Consider the following 17,742-nt stretch of genomic DNA (forward strand, 5'->3'; position numbering starts at 1 on the left):
AGATTTGTAGGGTGGTGATAAATATGGATCCAATAGACAAACAGGAAGCAATCTTGGACGCGGGTTATCATCTATTTGGGATGAAAGGTTTTTACGAAACCAAAATGTCCGAAATTGCGGAAGAGGCTGGCATCGCCAAAGGGACTATTTATTTATATTTTAAAAATAAAGAAGCCCTTTTTACAGCAGTTACCCGCAGAGATTGTGATCGTTTTCTTCAGTCAGCCAGAGCTATTTTAAAAGACTCTTCTATGAACATGCAACAGAAATTAATCGTTTTCGCGCGGAATCATTTAACATATTATTATGAGCGCCGCCAGCACACAAAGCTGTTCTTTATGACGCCAAATAATGATCCTGAACTTATGGAGTACATGAAGCGTTTTTTACAGGAGTATATGTATATTGTACAAGAAATGCTCACGGAAGGCGGACTACCAGAACCGGAACTCTATGCCGTATCTTATATTGGTATTTTAGACCGGCATAAAATGGATATCATGGTTAAACCGAATTTTGGAGCAGAGGAACTGGAGAAAAGAGTGAAGTTTGCCAGCAACTTATTCATCAATGGTTGCGGTAAGGAGCTTACGAGCTCGTACTTCACCTAATAAACAGCACATACAAGATTCATCTAAATTGAAGTAAAGTAGGGAAATTTCATAATGAATATAATGACAGTTGAAAACATTTCCAAAAGCTATGGAGAAAAGATTCTTTTTAAAGACGCCTCTTTTGGTATGAATGATCAAGATAAAATCGGAATTGTTGGTGTAAACGGAACAGGTAAATCAACATTTCTTCGCGTGATTGCTGGTAAGGAACAAGCAGATGAAGGAAATGTGGCAATCGGTAATCATGTACGGATCGAGATGTTAGATCAGAACCCGGACTATGACCCGGATATCACGGTATTGCAGCAAGTATTTCAAGGCGACTCACCCGAAATGCAGGTTGTTCGCAGCTATATGGAAATTATGGAACTATTAGAACTAAAGCCTAATGATGAAACGCTGTTGCAGAAACTAACTTCATTTAGCGAAAAGATGGAAGAACATGATGCATGGCAGCTAGAGAGTGAAGCCAAGACGATTCTTTCTAAACTCGGAATTCATCAGATTGATGCGAAAATGGGCAGTTTATCCGGTGGACAGCGAAAAAGAGTAGCGCTTGCCGCGGCACTCATCCATCCATCAGATCTGTTAATACTGGATGAGCCTACGAACCATATTGATAACGATTCTGTGGTTTGGCTGGAACAGTATTTGCAAAAACGTCGCGGTGCGCTTCTTATGATTACGCATGATCGCTATTTTCTGGATCGAGTAGCCAATGTCATGATTGAACTTGATCATGGACGTCTTTTCCGGTATGAAGCCAACTACACTAGATTTCTAGAACTGAAGGCAGAGCGTGAAGAGAGAGAAGCGTCATCAGAGCAAAAACGGCAAAATTTATTACGCAACGAACTTGCTTGGATTCGCCGCGGAGCAAAAGCGCGGACGACAAAGCAAAAAGCAAGAATTGACCGCTTTGAAAAATTGAAAGATCAGGATACTCTTCATCGCTCCGGAGATCTGGAAATGTCGGTGGCTTCTGCTAGACTGGGCAAGAAGATTTTAGAAATAGAGCATCTGTCTAAAAAAATCGAAGATCGCACCTTGGTGGATGATCTAAGTTACATCGCGGTTCCTGGTGATCGGGTAGGTATCGTAGGGCCAAACGGCAGTGGTAAATCAACGCTACTCAATATGATTGCAGGACAAATACAGCCTGATTCTGGTGAGATTGTGGTAGGACCTACCGTTAAACTGGGTTATTTTACGCAAGAACATCAAGAAATGGACGAGAATCTGAGAGTTATCGAATATATTAAAGAAGAGGCAGAAGTGATTCGTACGGGAGACGGAGAGACCATTACAGCAGCTCAGATGCTGGAACGATTCTTATTTCCTCCTGCAGCGCAGTGGACGTATATTTCCCGTTTATCAGGGGGAGAAAAGCGCCGTCTGTATTTGTTAAGAGTCCTTATGTCTGCACCTAACGTACTTCTTCTAGATGAGCCTACGAATGATCTGGATATTAGTACCCTAAGTGTTCTTGAAACCTATTTGGAAGATTTCCCTGGTGTTGTTATCGTGGTATCCCATGATCGTTATTTCCTTGATCGCACGATTGATAAAGTGCTTGCCTTTGAAGGCGAGGGACAGGTGAGAGTACATGTAGGGGACTATTCTGAGTATGCGGAGTGGCTTGCCAAGAATGGTCAAGAGCCTCGAAAAGAGCCGGTAAAGAAAGAAACAGTGATAGAGAAAAATGATTCTCCAGCTGCATCCATGAAGTCTGAAGATTCGTCAAAAACGAAATTGAAGTTCAGTTTTAAAGAGCAACGGGAATATGAGCAGATCGATGCGATGATCGAAGCTGTAGAGCAGAAGATAGAGGATCTTACTTCTCAGATGGAAGCAGCTTTTGCTGATGCGTTAAGACTTCAAGAACTAATGCAGGAACAGAAAGAAGCGGAGAAAGAACTGGAACAGTTAATGGAACGATGGACTTATTTAAATGAACTAGCCGAGCAGATCGAACAGAACAAAAAGTAAGTGGAAAAATAGGGGCCGCAGTCCTGGAAGTATCAGAAGGGGGAGAATGCCTGTGTAACAAGAAACGAATGAACGCCTCGCATTGTTGAAGGAAAAAGGCAGATTGCTTCACAAATGGACTTCCAGAGAAGAAAACCTGCAAGAACTTGAAAAAAGGGGAGAAGAACTCCTTTATGTCCGAACATCTGCGTGCAGAACAAAAGGATGTAGATCAACTCTTAAAGACTTCGTTGTCTTCTTTATTTTACAGTTTGGTGGGGAGAAAAGAAGAGAAGCTGGAGAAAGAGGAGAAAGAACTTCTAGAGAGTAAAGCATTATATGACGAAGCGAACCGTGCTCTTGAAGATATTCGCAAACAGCTGGCTGAAGTTAGAAGCGAGATTGCAGCTTTGTATGAATGGCAGCACTGGAAACAAGAATACGATGAGCTTATGGCTGACAAACAGAAAAGCTTGGTAGATTCAGATGCTTTTATTCAGAAGTGTTTGGAACATGAGGTCAAGATTAAAGGGCAACTGAAAGAGATTGAGGAAGCAGAGACAGCAGGCAATCGAGTGCTCAATAGTCTCGATGAGGCTGCGGAATCTTTAAAATCAGCGGGGAATTGGGGAACTTACGATATGCTTGGTGGAGGAATGATCTCCACACATATTAAACATAGCCGAATTGGGGATGCAGAGGATCATGTTCATGATGCTCAGTTATATCTTCGTAAATTCCAGGAAGAGCTTCGTGATGTCGATGTCATCCTGAACAGTAATTTTGAAATTCAAGGCTTGCTTACTTTCGCGGATTATTTTCTTGATGGATTTTTTAGTGACTGGTTGGTACAAAATAAAATCCATGATGCCCAGGATAGCGTAAGTAGTGGTATGGGAGAGGTGGGTCGAGTTTTAATCAAACTTGATTCCACGAAGCAGAAACTACTTGGTGAACTTAAAGATTGGGAGGACAAGCGGAAGAGAGCGGTAGAAGAAGCTTAGCAGTCGTGAAATGCATCCCCTAGAACATATCGGTTATACGCTCAGAGCTTCTAATGTCCATTCTAAGGGCTATACTTCAAGTGTATGAATTCCTATCATATGATAAGAAAATAAGACCCCGAGAGGGGTCTTATTGTTTAAGAAGAATATGAAGTTCGTACATTTTTTCATGAGTTGGAGAACCTTGTATACTACGAATTTTATCACGCATTTTTTCTACCTTAATTTCGTGATGATCGTTGTAATTGTTCAATCAAAAAGAGATTTAAGCAGTGATGTAAGCAGCTAGCAGTCTAGCTGTATTGATTACTGCTTTTTTATGTGTACGTTCCATAGCATGGGAAGCATGTACACCAGGTCCGATCAAAGCCGCACGAATATTGTTACCGCCGCGTAGTGCAGCTGTAGCATCCGAACCATAGAAAGGGTAGATATCGACAGCGTAGTCGATGTCAGAAGCTTTTGCTAGTTCAATCAGCCGGGATGTCATTTCATAATCATAAGGTCCCGAAGAATCTTTTGCACAGATCGACACGTCGGTTTCTTTACAAGACAGATCGTCTCCAATACAGCCCATATCCACAGCAATCATTTCATCAATATCACTTGGAATATAAGCCGTACCGTGACCAACTTCCTCATAGTTGCTGATTAATAGTTTCACTTGATGTTTAGGCGTCCATTGATTACTCTTAGCGGATTCCAGTAAGGCAAAGAGGGCAGAGACACTTGCTTTGTCATCCAGATGGCGAGATTTGATATACCCGCTGGCAGTGAACTCGGCACGTGGATTAAAAGAAATGAAATCGCCTACTCCGATTCCTAGATCCAAAACATCTTGTTTTGTTTCTACAAGCTCATCGATTCTGATTTCCATATGATTCTCTTCTCGTTTGAATTCTCTGGCACCTGCATAGACGTGAACGGATGGAGCTGTAGACATAATTGTACCTGTATAGGACTTGCCGCTACGAGTATGAATGATGCAATACTCATTTTCAATGGAATTCATCATGAATCCACCGATGGATGTTAATTTTAATGTTCCGCTAGAGGTAATAGAACGAACCATAGCACCCAGTGTATCGACATGAGCACTTAACGCGATAGTTCTGCTATTGTCCTCACCTGGAAGCGTGATAATGGTGCCGCCTTTTGCATTGCGCTCATACGAAAACCCAAGTCTCGACACTTCTGCTTCGATAAATTCCATAATGTGATGAGTAAACCCACTAGGGCTCGGAGTGTTAAGTAATTTATCGAGTAATTGTAAAGTATATTCCTCATTGATTTGAATGCTCATCGTTCGATCTCCCTTGTCATGTATTGTATCTGACCCTGCTTGAAAAAACTGCTGTAAATCATGGAGAATCCCTTGCCGACTATTGGCAAGGGATTCTAGGTATAATATTTTATTTCGTAAGCTGTTCCATTTGGGTGATTACCTCTTCGAACACGGCCATAGCCTCTCGAATCGGTTCTGGGGAAGACATATCAACACCTGCTTTTTTCAGGATATTGATAGAGTAGTCACTTCCGCCGCTTTGCAGGAAGCCAAGGTAACGATCTACTGCAGGTTGACCTTCTTCCAGAATCTGTTTGGAGAAGCTTGTTGCTGCAGAGAACCCGGTTGCATATTTGTAAACGTAGAAGCTGTTGTAGAAATGAGGGATACGTGCCCATTCCATTTCAATATCCTGATCAACTACCATATCTTCTCCATGATACTTTTTGTTTAGATCATAGTAGATCTCGGAGAGGAGTTGAGGTGTTAAGGATTCTCCTTGTTCTGCACGTTCGTGAATGATTTTCTCGAACTCAGCAAACATCGTTTGACGGAATACGGTTGTACGGAACTGATCTGCATAATAGGTGAGCAGATACAATTTCTCTTTTGGTTCTGTTGATTTTTTAAGCATGTAATCCATCAGCAGAGCTTCATTCGTTGTAGACGCAACTTCAGCCAAGAAAATGGTGTACTGCGCGTCTCTATATTTCTGTGCATGGTCTGAGAAATAGGAGTGAAGAGCGTGACCCATTTCATGAGTTAACGTGAACATGCTGTTCAAATTATCTTTATGATTCAGGAGTACATAAGGATGTGTGCCGTAAGCGCCCCAGCTATACGCTCCTGTGCGTTTATTTTCATTTTCGTATACATCGATCCACCGGTCGTTAAAACCTTCCTGAAGAGCATCCAGGTACTTCTCACCAAGAGGCTTCAAGCTCTCTTTAACGGACTTTTTCGCTTCATCGTAGGAGATATCCATTTTGTATTCATCAACGAGAGGAGCGAAGAGATCATACATATGCAGTTCATCTACTCCGAGCAGTTTCTTGCGCAGTTTCATATAACGCTGAAGTAGCGGCAAGCTTTCATGGATGGTATCAACGAGGTTCGTATACACTTCGGTTGGAATGTTGTCACCATAGAGGGACATTTCCATAACGGAAGGGTATTTACGAACCGTTGAATAGAAAATGTTTTTATTTACACTCGCGCTAAGCGTAGCAGCGATCGTATTTTTATTTTTCGCGTAAGTGCTGTAGACCGCTTTGAATGCTCTTTCACGCACTTCACGATTTGGGTTCTCTAGGAACTGAATATAGCTACCGTGAGTTAATTCAACTTCGTTTCCATGCTCATCTTTGATTTTCGGGAATTTGAGATCGGCATTATTCAGCATGCCAAAAATCGTCTGCGGAGCTTGAGACAAGTTACCAACTTGAGCAAGTAAAGCTTCTTCCGCTTTTGATAGAACATGTGCTTTTTCGCGTTTCATCTCTACTAACGTGAATTGATACGGCTTAAGAATAGGATTTTCGATAAAAGCATCGAGTTCCTTATCCGGTAAAGCGAGAATTTCCGGAGTCACAAAAGATAAAGATTCACTAACCTGCACACTCAATTTCTTCGCCTTTTGAGAAAGTGCTTGATATGTAGGGTTTGCCGTATCTTCATCATGATGCATATGAGCATAAACATATAAACGTTCTGTTTTGAGAGAAATATCATCCTCGAGTTCAAAACAGGATTTTACAGCTTCCGCTTGACTCAGTTTGCCTTGGAATTCTGCTGCTTTCTTGGTCAAGGTTTTGACCTCTTCATATTCTTTATCCCATGCAGCTTGATTCTCAAATAAATCCTGCAGGTTCCACTGATCCTCTAAAGGTACTTCACTTCGTTTCACTACTTTACTCATATTCATCCTCCTTTGATGATCATTAAATAAAGATGGGCCGGAACGGTCAGCTTGTGCATGAGCAGTCCCATTCGTAAACAACAGACTGGCGGCAAGCACAAAAAGCAATGTCTTTCGGGCATACACTAGCGGTTCCTCCTTAATGTAAGGCACTAAAACATAGTATGACCGTTCCGGTAATGAAATATTTGAAAGGAAGTAACCGCCAGGGTACCAGGTAAGCGGTTAGCTGCCCATTGTTAACAAACTGTACATAATAAGGAAGAAGGCGAACGCAATCATTAAAATAGAAATAATAGCAAGCGGCCTACGAAGTCTTTGTGGAAGCGAGTCTTTTTTCACAATAACGACAACGCCGAGCAGGAAGGCAGAAACAATAAATATAAGTATGTTACTGCTAACATCCATATATTTTATACCTCTTTGAAAGCAGCCATGATTTCAGCCCATTCTTCTTCTCTGTCTACAAAATCTTCTTTAGGAAAACGGTTTTTTGCCCAATGCATAAGAGCAGGTCTGCTCATAAATGTGTGAGTATCTTCTCCCCACTGATCAGAGATTTCACGAAGTACTATATAACGACCTTGTACTTCTACAGTCATCATATTCCATTTGTCTTTTTTATATATTTGATGTTTTTTAATCATGTGCATTTCTCCATTTGCGGTTTTGGTAAAATGATACCTTACCCAGGTTCCAGAAGCAAATTATTTTATGGTTTTGATCAAAACAGTAATTGCATTGTAAAAACTTATGCAGTATAATATAGACATTCGCCATAGATGGCGGCATTTTTAGGAGGTTGTTCATTTGAAAGGTACAGTTAAATGGTTTAATGCAGAAAAAGGTTATGGTTTTCTTCAAGTTGAAGGCGGCGACGATGTATTCGTTCACTTCTCCGCTATTCAAGGAGACGGATTCAAAACTCTAGAAGAAGGTCAAGCGGTAGAATTCGAAATTACTGATGGAAACCGTGGTCCTCAAGCAGCTAACGTAATCAAACTGTAAGAATTTTTCCGTACTTATCGGATTTCTTATACAAGTTTGTTTGAATCGTGTATTGAAAGCGCAGTTTTCCCGATCAGGGGAGCTGCGCTTTTTTTGATTGTTCCTGTGATTATATTCACACGTGCTATACTATTAAATGTGATAAAAAATGGACAGAGGGCTAATGTTCATTCAATATAAATAAGTGACTTAGATTATTTGTACAAAATGGCATGTCATATTATAATGGGTATTGGTTTGAACAGGTATGAATATGTAAAGAACAAAGTGGAGGCACCGTCATTTGATTAACCAAAAACAAAGTAATCGTAATGTTCCACGGGGGCCCATTGGACTAATGAACCGGGTATATAGACATATTTTCCCGGGAGTCAGACAAGAACTTAGTCGAATTAAAATGAGAGCAGAAGAGATTCCAGACCCGGAGCTTAGAACACAGGCACTTGCCAGTATTGCAAGCAAACAGTTTCACTGCGAAGGAGGCGCTATTTATGCGGCCGCCAATTTGTCGATGAAGGATATCCTTATTCCACTCATCGTATCGTATCAAACGATCAGTGATTATTTGGATAATTTATGCGATCGAAGCACTTCCATGGATGCCGAAGATTTTAGGCTGCTACATAAATCGATGCTTGACGCGGTTAATCCTGACGCGAAATTAGTAAATTATTATGCGCTTCGTAAGGAACAAGAAGATGATGGATATTTGCATAGTCTTGTATCTACTTGTCAATCCTGCTTAAAGAGGTTGCCCGGCTATTCGGCTGTTAAACCTTATGTTCAAGATTTGGTAGGACTCTATGTCGACTTACAAGTATACAAGCATATTAAGCCTGGACTTCGTGAACAAGCTTTACTCGATTGGTGGGAACTTCATAAGCAGCGCACGCCGGAATTACAATGGAATGAGTTTGCAGCAGCTACGGGTTCAACACTAGGGGTATTCATGCTTTTCCTTGCTGCTACAGACCCACATCTAGATGATGTTGAAGCTTCCTCTATTCATGCATCCTATTTCCCGCATGTGACAGGGCTACACATCATGCTCGATTATTTAATCGATCAGGAGGAAGACAGACAGGGCGGGGATCTTAACTTTTGTAATTATTACGAAAGTGAGGACGAAATGATCGAACGTATCGCCTATATTGTTGATGAGGCTCGCAACGACGTTTCAAACATTCCTGCAAGTTCTTTTCACCGGATGATTATTGAAGGACTGCTTGCACTATACTTGACTGATCCTAAGGTCAGCGAGCAGCAGGAGGTTCGTTCCGTCTCCAAAAGGTTACTAAGAAATAGCCCGCTAACTAGACGCTTTTTCTTGGTCAATACCAAATGGATTCGTAAACATATGTATGAGAAATAAGAGGAGGAAATCATAATGTCAGCAGTCAAAAAAATTGCAGTGTTAACTAGTGGAGGAGACTCTCAGGGGATGAACGCCGCTGTTCGTGCCGTGGTACGCAGTGGACTTTACTATGGGCTTGAAGTATTTGGTATTCAACGTGGGTATCAAGGTCTCTTGAATAATGATATTCGCCAAATGGACCTTCGCAGTGTTGGAGATATTATTCAGCGCGGTGGAACCGTACTTCAATCTGCACGTTGTAAGGAGTTTATGACACCAGAAGGTCAGCAAAAAGGTGCAGACATTTTGAGAGAGCACGGCATCGACGGTCTTGTCGTTATTGGCGGGGACGGATCTTATCAAGGGGCTAACAAGCTGAGTAAACTCGGAATTAATACGATGGCTCTTCCTGGTACAATTGACAATGATATCTCTTATACGGATTACACGATCGGTTTTGACACAGCTACAAGTATTGTAGTGGATGCCATTAACAAACTTCGTGACACGATGTCTTCTCATGAACGTTCTTCTATCGTAGAGGTTATGGGTCGTCATTGCGGCGATATCGCTCTTCATGCAGGACTAGCATCTGGTGCTGAAACGATTCTGGTTCCAGAAGTACCATTTGACATGGATGAAGTTGCAAATCGAATGAGATCAAACTTTGAGCACGGTAAACGTCACAGTATCATTGTCGTAGCTGAAGGCGTTGGTAAGGGTGAAGATGTGGCTAAAGAAATTATGGAGCGCTGCCCAGCATATGAGCCGCGAGTAACCGTTCTTGGCCATATTCAGCGTGGGGGTACGCCAACTCCTTTTGATCGTAACTTAGCTAGCCGCCTAGGCGATTTTGCTGTTCGTAGCTTGATCGAAGGTGAGTCCGATAAAGCTTGTGGGATTATCAATAATCAATTGACCCTTACAGACATCGACTTAGTAGTTAATACGAAAAAACCGATTAATATGGAATTGTATAATCTTGCACTTCGCCTTTCACAATAACCTATATAAATTAACCAAAAAGCTGCTCAGTGAATACCTTTCGGTACACTGAGCAGCTTTTTTTAATGATTAGTTGAATTTTTTTTGATTATAACGGCGTTGTATGTTAACTAGACGCCATAACAAGGCAAATGCACCGCACCCAAGACCGGTGATTAGGCCGACCCAATACCCATAAGGTCCGAGAGTTGTATAAGTAGCGGTTATAAACCCGATTGGCAGTCCAATTACCCAAAAAGCAATAAAGGTAATGATAAAAGCAGGGGAAACATCCTTGTATCCTCGTAATGAACCTTGTACCGGTGTGGCTACAGCATCGGAAATTTGGAAGAAGATTGCATATACTAAAAAATGCTGAATCAGATCAATGACAATGGGGTCGGTGGAATAAATACCAGCAACCTGCTCGCCGAATACGATAAGCACTACAGCAGTAAGTAAGGATAACGTTACAGCACTGCCGATTCCGATCATGCTGTACTTCTTGGCATCCTGTAGACGTTTTGCTCCGACCTCAAAACCGACAAGAATCGTGAGTGACATACTGATACTGAGAGGAATCATGTATAAGGTAGAAGCAAAGTTTAAAGCGGCTTGGTGGGCTGCAATTGTTGCCGTATCAAATCTACTCATAAATAAAGTAACGGCTGAGAATACAGAGGTCTCAAAAAATATCGCAAAACCAATGGGTACACCAATCGTCAAGAGTTCTTTCCATTTATGAATAGAAGGACCATGCCACTTCCGGAATACGCCATACTCGGCAAAAGGGCGAATACGATGTACTACAACGATGGAAATGAAGAAAATAATCCAATAAGTACATGCTGAAGCAATACCCGCACCAACCCCGCCTAGACGAGGGAAACCAAAATGCCCGAATATGAGTAGATAATTCAGTAAGATATTGATTGGCAAAGAAATGAGCGTAATGATCATCGTTATTCTTGTTTGTCCAAGGGAATCCATAAAGTTACGGAGTACGGTATATCCAAAGAGTGGGATAACCCCAAATGAAATGGCGCAGAGGAAATAATAAGCTACCGTTTGGACCCGGTCTTCAAGACTCATAAATTCCAAAACAGGGCCAATGACGAAACTTCCCACAATAAGAATAAGAATCGCGATTGTAACAGCAAAATAGAGTGCCTGTATTACATTGAAACGCACATCATTCTTGCGCCCGCTGCCGATCAACTGAGATACAATCGGTGTAATTCCCATAAGAATACCGCTGAGACCAGTTTGAATAGGAATCCAAAGACTCGCTCCGATGGCTACACCTGCTAAATCTTGTGGGCTAAAGTGCCCAGACATATTGGTGTCGAAAAAAGTGATTGCTGATAACGAAATCTGCGTAATGAGGATGGGGAGCAAAATAATAAGAAATTGCTTCCACTTTTGCGATGTAGTAAATGTCTGATTCATGTCTATTCTCCATTTATCTTATTATCTGTGATTTGTGAATGCACACAAAGAAATATTTTAATAGATGTGCGGGAGAATGAACAGAGTAATTTCTTTCTATATGAGTGAAAAAGAGAAGGGGATGTAAACCTAAAAAAACCGCTATGCCGAAAGATCGGCAATAGCGGCGGCGTGCGGTTTTATTGTAAATACATATTGTCTTGCTGTTCACAAATACTGTACTGAATGATTTCCATAGCATCCTCTGGTTCCAAAATTCCGAATCCATCCCGAAGCACAATTAACGAATTGAGTTCATGTTGCCTTAAAGTGGGGAGCATTTCTGGAAACCATTTCGTGACGATATCAGACAGTTTTACCCTTTCCATTTCCACAAATAATCACCCTTTCCTCACTTAGAATCATTCAGCAAAGAATCATTCATTGCCTGGAAAAGCCATGTGCTTGGTGAAATTACGGATAGACAAGATAAGCTCTTGAGAACATGGGTTGCAATACGAGTATGCATTCATAGTATACCACAAGGCCCTTAAATATTACACTTGACAAACACCCTAATTCTTCCTAAAAGACCCCATAATCCCAACGGTTTCTACGATGTTAACAAACGCCTTCGGATCGGTATCCTTAATAATTTGCTTTATTTCGTCGAGCTCATATTTAGTCGTTACTGTCATCAGCATATCTTTTTCGTGATCAGTGAAGGCACCCTGTGTTCTGATTTTGGTGACTCCTCGCTGTCTTGGCAACAATTTTTTTAGCATGATATCTGTCTCATTGGTAACGATAAATAAAGTCACTTTTACATGCCCAATATGAATAAGATCTATAATTTTGCCTGTAATGTAAATGGATAATACAGAGATTAAGGCAATATTCCAGTCATCATTCAAGTATCCGGCAAGCATAATGATAATCCCGTTCATACACGCCATAATAGTTCCAATTGGAAAATCTCGGTACCGGGTAATAATGGAAGCAACGATATCCAGTCCTCCAGATGAACCTCCTGCCCGATAGGCCAAGCCAGTTCCTACACCAATCAGCACCCCGCCAAATACGGAAGAAAGGAGGGGGTCTACTACAACGGCAGTTACAGGTACTAAATTTAGCATCCACGTCGTCGCTATAACATTCACAATGCTAAAAGTGATAAACCTTCTACCGAGCATAAACCAACCGGCAACAAGGAGTGGAATGTTAAAAGCAAAGTACATGAAATTAAAATTTAGGCTGGTGAAATATCCGATCAGCATGGACACACCAGAAATACCCCCACTTAGAAGCTCATGAGGGATTAGAAAAAGATTGAAGCCTGCTGCAATAATGGCACCGCCTATAAAAACAAGAACGGATTTTGTAAGTAATTTAAACACTTTCTCACCTCAACAATAATTCATATTATAATGCTAGCTGGTAATTGTAAATCGTTTTGTGATATAATATTGTTTAGATGTTCTTGAGTAGGTCGCTTTTTTCGGAAAAAGCATGTTTTGTTTTCAGCAAGTTTCAATTAAACATCATATGTAGTTTAGTCAATAATAGAGAGAAAGTATTCTCTAAATTATTGAAAAAGGTGAAATCGTGCAGAAAACTTCGCATGATCAAACAGCCAATAAATGTAACGCTACTTAAGAATACAGATAAACGAAGTGGATTTGTCCACATGTCCACCATATAAAAGGAGTTTGAAAAAATTTGACAACTTTCTCAGAATTTAATTTGGAACCTAAGGTTCTACAAGCTATTACAGAACTAGGATTCGAAGAAGCGACACCCATTCAATCTAAATCGATCCCATTAGCACTTGGCGGAAGAGATTTGATTGGACAAGCACAAACAGGTACAGGTAAAACTGCTGCATTTGGTATTCCACTTATCAGCAAAATCGAAAAAACGGACGAAAAAATTCGTGCACTGATTATGGCTCCTACACGTGAACTTGCCATTCAGGTAGCAGAAGAAATCGAGAAACTTTCTCGTTTCAAAGGAATCCGCACTCTTCCAATCTACGGCGGTCAAGATATTGTTCGCCAAATTCGCGCTTTGAAAAAGAAACCACAAGTGATTATCGGTACACCAGGTCGTTTGCTTGACCACATCAACCGTAAAACAATCAAACTTGAAGATGTACAAACTGTAGTTCTTGACGAAGCAGATGAAATGCTCGATATGGGTTTCATGGAAGATATTCAATCTATCCTGAAACAAGTTCCGAAGGAGCGTCAAACGATGTTGTTCTCGGCTACAATGCCTACTAACATCCAAAAGCTCGCACAACAATTTTTGAATAACCCAGAGCACGTATCTGTTATCCCTAAACAAGTAAGCGCACCGCTTATTGAGCAATCTTATATCGAAGTGCCTGAACGTCAAAAATTTGACGCACTGAGCCGTTTGCTTGATATGGAATCTCCTGAGCTTGCTATCGTATTCGGTCGTACGAAACGCCGTGTAGATGAGCTTGCAGAAGCTTTGCAAAAACGTGGATACTCTGCAGATGGTCTTCATGGTGACCTTTCTCAAAATCAACGTGATGCTGTAATGCGTAAATTCCGTGATGGAAGCATTGATGTACTCGTAGCTACAGACGTAGCAGCTCGTGGACTTGACGTTTCTGGTGTAACGCATGTAATTAACTTTGACCTTCCGCAAGATCCTGAGAGCTATGTTCACCGTATTGGTCGTACAGGCCGTGCAGGTAAAGAAGGTGCAGCTTACTCTTTCGTGACTCCGCGTGAGATTGATCATTTGCACTTCATCGAGCGTGTAACTCGTCACCGTATTCCGCGTAAACCGCTTCCTACACTTGCAGAAGCAATTGAAGGTAAACAACGCGTAACAGCAGAGCGTCTTCTTGAAATTGTACAAGATGGCGAACTTAACGAGTACAAAGGAATCGCTATTCAAATGCTCGAGCAGTACGATTCTGTACAACTTTTGTCTGCAGCTCTTAAACTCCTTACAGGAGACAAGAAAGATGCAGCAGTTGAACTTACACCTGAGGATCCGATTCGTGCTAAACGTCGTAAACCAGATGTTCGTTCTAGTGGACGTAAGCCTTCTGGCAGCTACGGTGGTAATCGCAGCGGCGGCGGCGGATACAACCGCAGTGGTAGCGGTAGTGGAAGCAGCAGCAGCAACAGAGGCGGATACAGCAGTGGTGGACGTAAAGAAGGCGGATATAATCGTGACCGTGATCGCGATCGCAGCAAACCGCGTTCATACAGCAACAGTAACAGCACTACTGGTAGCAGCAGTAACAACAATAGCGGTGAGCGTAGACCTCGTCGTGAAGATTCTTCATTTGAATAAGATACAAAAAGAAGACGAAGCATATGATGCTTCGTCTTTTCTGTTATTTAACAGAAGAATGTTTTAGAAATAATGACAAGCAGGATGAATAAGACGAGGATCGTACCTGTGGAGAACCAATCAAAGCCACCTGTACCACAACCGCCAACAACAGGACCACAGCCGTAAGACATTGCGTTCACCTCCTTAGGATCAGAAGCTTGCTTTGCTCTTGTAATACACGTTATCCTATGGACGAATCAAGAAAAATGACTAGATGTATGCCTAAAGGTCTAATAAATAGGCTTCTATCTTTATATTTCGGTAAAATATACATATTTTTATAAATGGAAAGCCTCGTATTTGTGCGAGATGCTAGCTTTTCATTATAGTTATGCGGTATAGTTACTAGTAGAGATCACGAATAACTCTGGATTTTCTTGAGCGGTCATTTTACATTATGAATGGATATTTTTTGCTAACAGAGCTGCGTTTGCCTTGTATTCATACATAATATAAAGCGCTACTCGGATTCGAGAATCCGCATCTAAGATGATACATAGGGCTGAATTTCGGCATCATTGGAATTTTTCCTGTGTGTAAGGAGGAGAATAATTTTGGAGTTTAAGGGAGCAATGGGAGGCATATACCGCCTTACGGAATGGATTAGTAGATTTGCAGGGGCTAACCTATTATGGGTACTCTGTGCTTCACCATTCTTTTTCTTTACGATTGTGAAGATTCTCGTTATGGGTCAGGGGATGACGAATGAATCGTTGCAAATGAACTGGGCTATCGCAATTGTGGCACCGTTTACATTCTTTCCTGCAACAGCGGCATTATTCAACGTAGTTCGTAAGTGGGTTATGGGGGATGCTGATGTCCCTGTTTTCAAAACCTTTTTTGCTGGTTACAAAGATAACTTCAAGCAAAGTATGTTAGGCGGTATTTTTTACACCATTCTATTTATTGTGATGTATTTGGATTACACCGTATACATGACACAATTTAAGAATTTGCAGTTGATTGGTATTATTATGCTGATTCTATTATTATTGCTTGGTGTTTCAATGTTTAACTTCTTTTCGATGGTGGTTCATTATCACATGTCGATAGGATTGATTCTTAAAAATGCGGTGCTCATTACGTTAATCCGTCCCTTCCGTGTATTCTCAACTCTCCTTGGAGCGGGATTAGTAAGTTATATTGGTGCACAGTATCCAGCGTTATTCTTTTTCTTTATTGGCAGTATAATTGCATGGTTTGCTTTCTTTAATTTCTACGCTACTTTCACCAAGATGCAAGAGCAAATAGAGAAAATGCAAGCAGATCAAGAAGACGAAGATGGGAATCGAGAAGAACCATCCTCTGACTCACGTGCAGAATTGAAATAAGAAGTAATAAGAAGAGTCGTGATGATTAGCATATTCTGTTTTCTTATTTACATTTACATGGAATAGCGCTATAATTGTTTCTACATCCTGCGATGTTCGTATCGGTTATTCGTTGTTTTTGAACCAATGACTATGTCTCGGGAGATCAAACGAGGTGCGGCTGAAACGCCCTGTCTATATGACATGGGGACTTCATAAACAGCTCTGAGATCACCCACCTGCTATCGCAGGTTCAGAAGACAATATAATCGGACGGCATTTGCGGGAATCCTTTTTAGGATTTAAGAAACATCTCCACGTACTCTGTAAGGGTGCTTTGAGATGTTTTTTTAGTTTTATTAGAAATGGTGAATAGACAGCAGCTCATCAGTCTTCCCGTTCTAATTACGAATGGATTTCATTATAATTACATAGGTTGTTTCTGCTCTCTTTTGTTCTGCGATAGAGAATGTTACACTAGATTCAGAAAAAGAGAACGGCTATATATAAAGGGGGAAGGGTCTTGTCACTCAAAAGAACACTTGTCGGTATTATCCGCAGTATGGAGGGAACAAGCGATCGAGCTAAGGATCCCAAAATGAAAACGCGTTACTATAACTTGTCTAGAGACAAGGCATGGGATGAAATTTCTTCTCTAATGAAGAAGATTCCTGGTTACAAGGTACTTCATGAGGTGCCTTCTGTTGGTGAAATTACGATGGAGAAACGCACTACATTTGGTCGTACATTAGACATTACGGTTACTTTAATTCAAGTGACACCTGTCCGCACGGCAGTAGATATTTATTCTGCTTCAAAAGGTTCATTAGGGGATCTTGGAGCGAACTATCGAATTATACTACAAATTTTTGATATTATTGATAAGAAGCTCTCCAGGTATAGAGTGACCGGAGAATAAAATAAAAAGCGAGCAAGGACAAGTCCTCGTTCGCTTTTTTTGTATGACAAGAATTACAGAAGTTCTTTCACTGCTTGAATAGCTGTTTCATAGTTAGGAGGCTCTGTCATTTCTGCCAGGTACTCTACATATGTAATTTTGTCGTTCGCATCAATAACAAAAATAGAACGCATATCAAGTTGGAATTCTTTAATGAGAACACCATATGCTTCGCCAAAGGAGTTTGTTTTGTAATCCGAAAGGGTTACCACTTTATCCACGCCTGCCGCACCGCACCAACGAGCTTGTGCAAAAGGTAGATCCGCGCTTACTGTTAAAATGACTACATTCTCTCCAAGAGAAGCAGCTTCTTCGTTGAAACGGCGAGTTTGTGCATCGCACACACCTGTATCAAGAGAAGGAACGACACTGATTAGCTTAATTTTTCCAGCATAGTCAGAAAGATTTACTTCAGTGAGCAAGTCTTTGTTTAGTGTAAAGTCGGGAGCTTGATCTCCCACTTTCAGTTCAGGTCCGATCAGTGTGAGGGGACTACCTTTAAATGTGGCTACGCCACTACGTTCTTGGGACAT

Annotated in this window: 18 protein-coding genes and 1 other RNA gene; 10 read left to right on the forward strand and 9 right to left on the reverse strand. The window is 41.2% G+C overall.

The features are described from left to right. Positions 1-23 precede the first annotated feature (23 nt). The 3 genes from H9647_RS03170 (at position 24) to H9647_RS03180 (ending at position 3,586) form a co-directional block, all read left to right on the forward strand. Positions 24-611, forward strand: a complete 588-nt coding sequence (locus tag H9647_RS03170) for a TetR/AcrR family transcriptional regulator (protein WP_191798075.1) — start codon at positions 24-26, stop codon at positions 609-611. 54 nt (positions 612-665) lie between these two features. Further along, the gene (locus H9647_RS03175) at positions 666-2,603 is read left to right on the forward strand and encodes an ABC-F family ATP-binding cassette domain-containing protein (protein WP_191798078.1); all 1,938 of its coding nucleotides are present in this window, start codon (positions 666-668) and stop codon (positions 2,601-2,603) included. 173 nt (positions 2,604-2,776) lie between these two features. Next, positions 2,777-3,586 (forward strand): hypothetical protein, encoded by an 810-nt coding sequence (locus tag H9647_RS03180; protein WP_191798080.1) that lies wholly within the window; start codon positions 2,777-2,779, stop codon positions 3,584-3,586. A 265-nt stretch (positions 3,587-3,851) separates the two neighbouring features. On the opposite strand, the gene H9647_RS03185 is transcribed toward H9647_RS03180, so the two are convergent. From H9647_RS03185 to H9647_RS03200, 4 genes are all read right to left on the reverse strand, one after another. Then, positions 3,852-4,889, reverse strand: a complete 1,038-nt coding sequence (locus tag H9647_RS03185; RefSeq protein WP_191798081.1) for a M42 family metallopeptidase — start codon at positions 4,887-4,889, stop codon at positions 3,852-3,854. A 109-nt stretch (positions 4,890-4,998) separates the two neighbouring features. After that, positions 4,999-6,789, reverse strand: a complete 1,791-nt coding sequence (gene pepF / locus H9647_RS03190; RefSeq protein ID WP_191798639.1) for an oligoendopeptidase F — start codon at positions 6,787-6,789, stop codon at positions 4,999-5,001. Between the two features lie 225 nt (positions 6,790-7,014). Beyond that, positions 7,015-7,197, reverse strand: coding sequence for a hypothetical protein (locus H9647_RS03195; protein WP_191798084.1), 183 nt, complete (start codon positions 7,195-7,197; stop codon positions 7,015-7,017). 5 nt (positions 7,198-7,202) lie between these two features. Further along, a complete protein-coding gene (locus tag H9647_RS03200; protein WP_191798086.1) occupies positions 7,203-7,436 on the reverse strand; it encodes a hypothetical protein in 234 nt (77 codons plus the stop codon). 163 nt (positions 7,437-7,599) lie between these two features. Between H9647_RS03200 and H9647_RS03205 the strand changes: the two genes are divergently transcribed. The 3 genes from H9647_RS03205 to pfkA all read left to right on the forward strand — a co-directional run bounded on the left by H9647_RS03205 (position 7,600) and on the right by pfkA (position 10,156). Then, a complete protein-coding gene (locus H9647_RS03205) occupies positions 7,600-7,797 on the forward strand; it encodes a cold shock domain-containing protein (protein WP_160033010.1) in 198 nt (65 codons plus the stop codon). A 337-nt stretch (positions 7,798-8,134) separates the two neighbouring features. Next, a complete protein-coding gene (locus H9647_RS03210) occupies positions 8,135-9,169 on the forward strand; it encodes a tetraprenyl-beta-curcumene synthase family protein (protein WP_191798640.1) in 1,035 nt (344 codons plus the stop codon). A 15-nt stretch (positions 9,170-9,184) separates the two neighbouring features. Beyond that, entirely contained in the window at positions 9,185-10,156 is a 972-nt protein-coding gene (gene pfkA / locus H9647_RS03215) for a 6-phosphofructokinase (RefSeq protein WP_191798090.1), read from the forward strand. 69 nt (positions 10,157-10,225) lie between these two features. Here the strand turns inward: pfkA and H9647_RS03220 are convergent, their stop codons facing one another. The 3 genes from H9647_RS03220 to H9647_RS03230 all read right to left on the reverse strand — a co-directional run bounded on the left by H9647_RS03220 (position 10,226) and on the right by H9647_RS03230 (position 12,960). Continuing rightward, positions 10,226-11,584: an MATE family efflux transporter gene (locus tag H9647_RS03220; protein WP_191798092.1), complete on the reverse strand. Its 1,359-nt coding sequence runs from the start codon at positions 11,582-11,584 to the stop codon at positions 10,226-10,228. A gap of 179 nt (positions 11,585-11,763) precedes the next feature. After that, positions 11,764-11,952, reverse strand: coding sequence for a hypothetical protein (locus H9647_RS03225; protein ID WP_191798095.1), 189 nt, complete (start codon positions 11,950-11,952; stop codon positions 11,764-11,766). A 186-nt stretch (positions 11,953-12,138) separates the two neighbouring features. After that, positions 12,139-12,960 carry a YitT family protein gene (locus tag H9647_RS03230; protein ID WP_191798097.1) on the reverse strand — a complete coding sequence of 274 codons (822 nt, stop codon included), beginning with the start codon at positions 12,958-12,960 and terminating at the stop codon, positions 12,139-12,141. 322 nt (positions 12,961-13,282) lie between these two features. On the opposite strand from H9647_RS03230, the gene H9647_RS03235 reads away from it, so the two are divergent. Continuing rightward, complete coding sequence (locus tag H9647_RS03235; protein WP_191798099.1) at positions 13,283-14,899, forward strand: DEAD/DEAH box helicase; 1,617 nt, start codon at positions 13,283-13,285, stop codon at positions 14,897-14,899. Between the two features lie 47 nt (positions 14,900-14,946). Here the strand turns inward: H9647_RS03235 and H9647_RS25945 are convergent, their stop codons facing one another. Further along, positions 14,947-15,072, reverse strand: a complete 126-nt coding sequence (locus H9647_RS25945) for a hypothetical protein (protein ID WP_263621305.1) — start codon at positions 15,070-15,072, stop codon at positions 14,947-14,949. 423 nt (positions 15,073-15,495) lie between these two features. On the opposite strand from H9647_RS25945, the gene H9647_RS03240 reads away from it, so the two are divergent. The 3 genes from H9647_RS03240 (at position 15,496) to H9647_RS03250 (ending at position 17,170) form a co-directional block, all read left to right on the forward strand. After that, positions 15,496-16,272 carry a YesL family protein gene (locus H9647_RS03240; RefSeq protein ID WP_191798102.1) on the forward strand — a complete coding sequence of 259 codons (777 nt, stop codon included), beginning with the start codon at positions 15,496-15,498 and terminating at the stop codon, positions 16,270-16,272. Between the two features lie 81 nt (positions 16,273-16,353). After that, positions 16,354-16,544, forward strand: a non-coding RNA gene (gene ssrS, locus H9647_RS03245) — 6S RNA. 230 nt (positions 16,545-16,774) lie between these two features. Further along, complete coding sequence (locus tag H9647_RS03250) at positions 16,775-17,170, forward strand: DUF1499 domain-containing protein (protein ID WP_191798105.1); 396 nt, start codon at positions 16,775-16,777, stop codon at positions 17,168-17,170. A gap of 53 nt (positions 17,171-17,223) precedes the next feature. Here the strand turns inward: H9647_RS03250 and tpx are convergent, their stop codons facing one another. Next, entirely contained in the window at positions 17,224-17,742 is a 519-nt protein-coding gene (gene tpx / locus H9647_RS03255) for a thiol peroxidase (protein WP_191798108.1), read from the reverse strand.

The organism is Paenibacillus gallinarum (assembly GCF_014836635.1).
GTDB lineage: Bacteria > Bacillota > Bacilli > Paenibacillales > Paenibacillaceae > Paenibacillus > Paenibacillus gallinarum.

Coding starts and splice junctions, on each gene's coding strand:
- H9647_RS03225 (WP_191798095.1), bottom strand. CDS start 11,952: ATGGAAAGGGTAAAACTGTCTGATATCGTCACGAAATGGTTTCCAGAA.
- H9647_RS03210 (WP_191798640.1), top strand. CDS start 8,135: ATGAACCGGGTATATAGACATATTTTCCCGGGAGTCAGACAAGAACTT.
- H9647_RS03185 (WP_191798081.1), bottom strand. CDS start 4,889: ATGAGCATTCAAATCAATGAGGAATATACTTTACAATTACTCGATAAA.
- pfkA (WP_191798090.1), top strand. CDS start 9,185: ATGTCAGCAGTCAAAAAAATTGCAGTGTTAACTAGTGGAGGAGACTCT.
- H9647_RS25945 (WP_263621305.1), bottom strand. CDS start 15,072: ATGTCTTACGGCTGTGGTCCTGTTGTTGGCGGTTGTGGTACAGGTGGC.
- H9647_RS03180 (WP_191798080.1), top strand. CDS start 2,777: ATGTCCGAACATCTGCGTGCAGAACAAAAGGATGTAGATCAACTCTTA.
- H9647_RS03195 (WP_191798084.1), bottom strand. CDS start 7,197: ATGGATGTTAGCAGTAACATACTTATATTTATTGTTTCTGCCTTCCTG.
- H9647_RS03220 (WP_191798092.1), bottom strand. CDS start 11,584: ATGAATCAGACATTTACTACATCGCAAAAGTGGAAGCAATTTCTTATT.
- pepF (WP_191798639.1), bottom strand. CDS start 6,789: ATGAGTAAAGTAGTGAAACGAAGTGAAGTACCTTTAGAGGATCAGTGG.
- H9647_RS03170 (WP_191798075.1), top strand. CDS start 24: ATGGATCCAATAGACAAACAGGAAGCAATCTTGGACGCGGGTTATCAT.
- H9647_RS03175 (WP_191798078.1), top strand. CDS start 666: ATGAATATAATGACAGTTGAAAACATTTCCAAAAGCTATGGAGAAAAG.
- H9647_RS03200 (WP_191798086.1), bottom strand. CDS start 7,436: ATGATTAAAAAACATCAAATATATAAAAAAGACAAATGGAATATGATG.
- tpx (WP_191798108.1), bottom strand. CDS start 17,742: ATGTCCCAAGAACGTAGTGGCGTAGCCACATTTAAAGGTAGTCCCCTC.